Source organism: uncultured Mycobacterium sp., assembly GCF_964249325.1.
Lineage (GTDB): Bacteria > Actinomycetota > Actinomycetes > Mycobacteriales > Mycobacteriaceae > Mycobacterium.
The window spans coordinates 1-5,713 of sequence record NZ_CAXUCH010000264.1 but is presented as its reverse complement, the minus strand read 5'-3'; the positions used below and the strand labels follow the sequence as shown (position 1 = coordinate 5,713).

General features: G+C 63.9%; 6 protein-coding genes. 3 read left to right on the top strand and 3 right to left on the bottom strand.

Annotated features, from left to right (window positions below; all coding sequences use genetic code 11):
* A partial coding sequence (locus tag ACFE99_RS22075) for an FHA domain-containing protein (RefSeq protein WP_375488580.1) occupies positions 1-506 on the bottom strand: 506 nt, incomplete at its 3' end.
* Positions 507-806: 300 nt separating this feature from the next.
* On the opposite strand from ACFE99_RS22075, the gene ACFE99_RS22070 reads away from it, so the two are divergent.
* Positions 807-1,463 carry a L,D-transpeptidase gene (locus ACFE99_RS22070; protein WP_375488578.1) on the top strand — a complete coding sequence of 219 codons (657 nt, stop codon included), beginning with the start codon at positions 807-809 and terminating at the stop codon, positions 1,461-1,463.
* Positions 1,464-1,546: 83 nt separating this feature from the next.
* Here ACFE99_RS22070 and ACFE99_RS22065 read toward each other — a convergent pair whose 3' ends face one another.
* Both ACFE99_RS22065 and ACFE99_RS22060 read right to left on the bottom strand, forming a co-directional pair.
* Positions 1,547-2,029: a nuclear transport factor 2 family protein gene (locus ACFE99_RS22065; RefSeq protein WP_375488576.1), complete on the bottom strand. Its 483-nt coding sequence runs from the start codon at positions 2,027-2,029 to the stop codon at positions 1,547-1,549.
* On the bottom strand, positions 2,029-2,652 hold the full coding sequence (locus ACFE99_RS22060; RefSeq protein ID WP_375488574.1) for a TetR/AcrR family transcriptional regulator: 624 nt from the start codon (positions 2,650-2,652) through the stop codon (positions 2,029-2,031). The genes ACFE99_RS22065 and ACFE99_RS22060 overlap by 1 nt, the downstream gene beginning before the upstream one ends.
* A 39-nt stretch (positions 2,653-2,691) precedes the next feature.
* Between ACFE99_RS22060 and ACFE99_RS22055 the strand changes: the two genes are divergently transcribed.
* Both ACFE99_RS22055 and ACFE99_RS22050 read left to right on the top strand, forming a co-directional pair.
* On the top strand, positions 2,692-3,921 hold the full coding sequence (locus tag ACFE99_RS22055; protein ID WP_375488572.1) for a hypothetical protein: 1,230 nt from the start codon (positions 2,692-2,694) through the stop codon (positions 3,919-3,921).
* Positions 3,922-4,076: 155 nt separating this feature from the next.
* Positions 4,077-5,713 (top strand): Hsp70 family protein (locus ACFE99_RS22050; RefSeq protein WP_375488570.1); only part of this gene is annotated, 1,637 nt, incomplete at its 3' end.

The following is a 5,713-nucleotide window of genomic DNA, read 5'->3' as shown; positions in this document are numbered from 1 at the left end:
GGTCCAGGCGGCGGTGCAATCACCGGCCGGGGTAACCGGGTCGTTTGAGCGCTGCCAGCTTGATTCTGGTTGGACGGCATGCGTTCCAGCGTCGGGGGATTACGCGGTTCAGAGGCCGGCACGGACGTCGCGGCACGGAAGGTCAGCTGTGGTCCGCGCGGGCTGCCGAGTGTAATCCTCTGGCGGTCGCCGATCGGGAGCATCGGGACACGCACCCCGTCGACGAAAACACCGTTCTGGCTTTTGTCCACCACAACCCACTGCGCCCCGTCGAACCGCAAGATTGCGTGCATGCGCGATATCAGGCCAAGCTTGGCGCGATCGCCGTCATGCAGACAGATGTCGCAGTCGCGGTCGCGGCCCACGGTGACGTCGCGGTCGGCGGGAAAGGTGTACATCGCCGACCCGAGCCAGACGGTGAGCGGTGAGCGCTCCTCGCTCACCACCCCGAGCCGAGTGGTTTGCTCTTGGTCAGACGGCGTCGTACGGCGATTCGTCGGTGTCATCGGGCGCTCTGATCCCCCTGGGGATAGGTTGGTCATTCGGTGCGGCCAGTCAGTTGGGCAAGGCGGTCAACCGGCACACGGTCGGCATCGATGACCGCGTCGCGGAGGAGCGCAACAGCTGGTCGCTTCAAAAGTTAAGCTGGCCAACTCTTCTCGCCACCTGACGAGGACATCCGCACCGATCATAGAGGCGGATCCCCGATGCGTCATCGGCTGATGCCGGCTCGACAGCGGGCGGTGACCTAATCGAGTCGAAATCTTTACTTGACCCTGAGATTCAGCCGCGCCGATCATGAAACGGTGCGCCGACTGGTGGGCCTGCTGTGCGCTGCAGTGTGCGCGGTCGGCTTCACACTGGCGGTCGCGCCGCTGAGTGCTGCGGTGGTGAACCCATGGTTCGCACGCTCCGTCGGCAATGCCAACCAAGTGATTTCGGTTGTCGGAGTGGGCGGTTCGAACGCCAAGATGGATGTATATCAGCGCACCGCCACAGGCTGGCAGGCGATCGCGGCCGGCATACCCACCCATGTCGGATCGGCGGGGTTGGCGCCCCAGGCAAAGAGCGGATACCCGGCAACCCCGATGGGAGTGTTCACGCTGCCGTACGCATTTGGCACCGCGCCGAATCCCGGTGGCGGGCTTAAATACGTGCAGGTCGGTCCCGACCACTGGTGGAGCGGCGACGACCACAGTCCCTCTTTCAACACCATGCAGGTCTGCCGACAAGACCAGTGCCAATTCAACACCGCCGCAAGCGAGAACCTCGACATCCCGCAGTACAAACATGCGGTGGTAATGGGCGTCAACACCGCTCGCGTCCCCGGCAACGGGGCGGCGTTTTTTTTCCATACCACAGACGGCGGACCCACCGAGGGATGCGTGGCCATCGACGACGACACGCTGGTGCAGATCATTCGTTGGCTGCAACCTGGCGCGCTGATGGCGATCGGGCAATAGGCCCAGATCAACACTCGACTGTGAACTATGCGACGCATTTTCGGCGTGTCGCGTCGCAAAGTTCACGCTCGGCCCGCGCCTGGTCAGGCCAACGCGCGTCCGGGCTTCACCTTAAAGTCCAGGCCGGCCAGGGACATTGTCGCCTCATACGTCCGGTCATAGCCGGTGGCGCTGATCTTCCAGCCTTCGTCGGCGCGCCGGTAGCGGTCGCGGTAGAACGCCGCGCCGATCAGCATGAAGTTGAATTCGGGGACGATGACGCGGTCCTGCAGGTACCACATGCCCGAGGCCTCGTCGCCGGTCACCGTGATCTCCGGATGGGTGACCCTGTGTTCGGTGATGATGCCAGGACCCAGCGCCGATCGTATGTAGTCGACCAGGTCGGTGCGGTTGGTGAAGTGCAGTTCTTCGCCGACCGAAGATCCGTAATCGCCGGTGACGTCCTCGGTCAGGGTGTCGGCGAAGTCGTCCCAGTGCTTGGTGTCCAACGCCCGCAGGTAGCGGTACTTGACCTGTTCGATTGCGGCGATGTCGGCGGCGGCGTGCGCGGAGGGGTGAGAGCTCATCACGTCATTGGAGCACAACGCTGTAGGTAATGGGTGACCATATCGATCAACGCTCGGCGCTCCCGCTGCCAGTCGATCGGCAGACCGGTGAGCATATGGGCGAGCACCACGCCACGTAGCGTCGCCCAAATCACTTCGGCCACGCCATCATCGGCTGGGTCATCGGAGATCAAGGAGCCCAGCCGGTTGATCGCAGAGTTGATCTCGAAGAGATGACGTCGCGAGGACTCGCCCAAGCCGCGAGTGGATCGCAGAATCTCGAAGGCAGCCAACGATGTAGGGCTGCTGTAGCACGCCCACGCCGTATCGACGACGACCTCGATGCGCTGTCGTAGCGGCAATTCGCTGACATCGGCCGACGACAGGCTGTCGAGCAGTTTCGCCACCCCGTCGTCGACGACGGCCATCAGCAGCCCGTTGCGGTCGCCGAAATGGTATTGGATGACGCCCCACGTCACGCCCGCGCGTTCGGCGACGTGCTTGGCGGTGGCGGCTTCAAACCCTTCCTCGATGATGCAGCGGACCGTCTCCTCGATGATTTTGGTTCGCGTCCGGTCCCCGCGTTTGCGGGGCGCGGCGGTGCGTCGCGTGGGCGCGACGGAACGGCCTGCCGTAACGGTCATCGTTGACTTTATAACATAGTCGCATCTATTTTTTAAGTCGTGAGCGAATCCCGATACGCGCGGCTGTCGCGCGAGCAACTGGCCGTTTTGCTCCCGGAACTGTTGCTGATCGGGCACATGATCGACCGCTCCGGCATGGCGTGGTGCATCAAGGAGTTCGGCCACGAAGAGATGCTGCAGATCGCCATCGAGGAGTGGGCCGGCGCCAGCCCCGTCTACACCAAACGCATGCAGCGTGCGCTGAACTACGAGGGCGACGATGTGCCCACCATCTTCAAAGGGCTACAGCTCGATATCGGCGCGCCGCCGCAGTTCATGGATTTCCGCTACACCGTGCACGACCGCTGGCACGGCGAGTTCCACCTCGACCATTGCGGCGCCCTGCTCGACGTGGAACCCATCGGCGACGAGTACGTCTTCGGCATGTGTCACACCATCGAGGACCCGACCTTCGATGCCACCGCGGTGGCGACCAATCCGCGAGCACAGATGCGTCCCATCCACCGACCGCCCCGGGTGCCGTCGGACCGGCATCCGCACTGTGCGTGGACGGTCATCATCGACGAGTCCTACCCGCCTGCCGAGGGCATCCCGGCGCTCGACATCGTGCGTCAAACCCGCGCCGCCACATGGGAACTCGACGCGATCGACCGTGCCGATGAAGGCCAAGCCGACTACTCGGGCCCGCTGGTATCCGATCTCGACTTCGGCGCGTTCTCGCATTCGGCGCTGGTGCGCATCGCCGACGAGGTGGGTTTGCAGATGCATCTGCTGTATCTGTCATTTGCGATCGCCGTGCAGGCGCGGGCGAGGGCCGCCGCCGATTTGGCCAGCTCCGTGTGCATCCGGCAGCTGACCGGCGTGGCTGGGCTTGGTGCCGAACGGATTCAGCGGGCGTTGTCGCTACCTGGCGGGATCGGCGGTGTCTTAGCGGTTCTCGAACTGCATCCACTGCTTAATCCCGCCGGCTACGTTGTGGCCGAGATTGCCGGCCAGCGGCTGGTGGTGCAGCGATCCCCGGCTCACGACGACGGTGCCTGGATAGCGCTGTGTTCGCCGCAATCCACTCAGCCGCTGCAGGCGATCGCCACCGCGGTGGACCCGCATATTCAGGTTCAGGTCACCGGGACCAGCAGCGACTGGACCGCAGATTTCGTCGAAACTGACACACCGGCTGGCGAATTGCCCGAGGTATCGACCGCCAAGGTCAGCCGCGGATCGACATTCCAGTTCCAGCCGAGGCGATCGCTGCCACTGACTGTGGTGTGAGATCGGCGGAACCTGTCAAGACGATGGCGATATCACTTCGGTGACACAACCGCATCGACCGCATACCAATGAGGTTGTGCCCGATTCGGAAAAGTGCACATCGTGGCTATGGTTGACGCTGGCCACCGACCGCTATCGACGAAAGTATTCGCTTTATGTACGACCCGTTGGGGTTGTCGATCGGGACCACCAACCTAGTCGCGGTGCGTAACGGCAGTCCGACCGTCACCCGCCGCGCTGTGTTGACCCTCTACTCGCACTGCTCACCGGAACTCTTTGTCCCCCTGGAAGATTCGCATTCGGCTGGGTCCGGCATACGGATGACCGGCTTTGTCGAAAGGGTTGGTGATTGCAACGCCGTGGTGTCGGCTACCGGAACGGATCACGACCCGGCGCTGTTGCTGGTCGAGGCGCTCGACGCGATGATCGCAGCCACAGGTGCTGACGCATCGACTTCGAATATTGCGATCGCGGCACCCGCGCACTGGGAACTCCAAGCACTGCGCGCGTTGCAGGAAGCGCTGAGTACCCACGCGGGTTTCGCCAGAATCGGCATGGCGCCGCGCCTCGTTTCCGATGCCGTCACAGCGTTGACGGCGTTGAACAGTCAGGCACGCCTGCCGGCTGCCGGTGTGGTGGCCCTGTTCGACTTCGGAGCGAGCGGCACCAGCATCACGCTGGCTGATGCTGCGACCGGCTTCACGCCTATTGCGAAAACGCTGCGCTGTCGCGACTTTTCCGGCGAGGCGATTGACCAGGTCCTGATGATGCACGCGTTGGACGGCATCGGTCACACCGGCCAGGCCGATCCCGCCAGCACCGCTGCGGTGGGGGACTTGGCCCAGCTACTCGAGGAATGTCGCAAGGCCAAGGAGCGCCTGTCGACCGATGAAGCGACCGAACTGGCCACTGAACTTGCGGGACAAGGCGCCCGAATCCGAATTACTCGAGCCGATCTGGGCAGCATGGTCGAAGATCGGCTCTGCGGTGTGTTTGTCGCATTCGACGAGATGTTGATGCGCAACAAGATAGACCGCAAGGACCTCGCCGCGGTGGCGATGGCCGGCGGTATGGCGAGAATACCCTCGGTTGCGCAACGCCTTTCGTCTCACGCTAACTCACCTGTCGTGACGGCTGTGCAACCTGAGCTCGCCGCTGCAGTCGGGGCGATGATGATCGCGGGGCAACCCCCAGTGGATGGGCAGGCAGAGGACGAGATCGAAGCACCGACGGCGGTGGCGGCGATGGCCGGCGCCTCCACGGGCAGCTTGAGTGCGTCGACAGGCGGCTTCGCTTCGCCGACGGGGACTTTCAGCACAGCGGATGGTGCGGTCGGCACGCTAGACGACGCTTTCGGCTTGTCTACCGGTGGCTTCGGCGCAATCAACGGCGATGCGCTTCTCGGCGATGACGCGACGCCTCGCCAATTGGCCTGGTCGGAAGCCGACGACAGCGGCAAGGAACCGTTGCCATTCACCGGTTCCTTCTACAGCTCCTACCCCGACGATGCCCGCGCCGCCCCGTCGCAACTGCTGCCAACCATCGAGCCACCCGCCGAGCGGAAACGGAAGCGGCGGCGATACCGTCTGCCGCAATTGGCCATCGGGCTCGCTGCCCTTATGTCGATGATCGCAATCGGCGGAGTGGCGTACTCGCTGACAAGCACCACCGAACATCATGCGCCTCCGGCGCCGCAGAGCACCAAGCCTGTAGCCCCGCCGCCGCTCAGCTCCCCGCCGCCATCGCCGAGTCCGGTGCCGCCGCCCAGCGTGGTCCCACCGCAGAGCAGTGT

Excerpts from the sequence above, each read along its gene's own strand:
- ACFE99_RS22065 (WP_375488576.1), bottom strand. The coding sequence starts at position 2,029 with ATGAGCTCTCACCCCTCCGCGCACGCCGCCGCCGACATCGCCGCAATC.
- ACFE99_RS22060 (WP_375488574.1), bottom strand. The coding sequence starts at position 2,652 with ATGACCGTTACGGCAGGCCGTTCCGTCGCGCCCACGCGACGCACCGCC.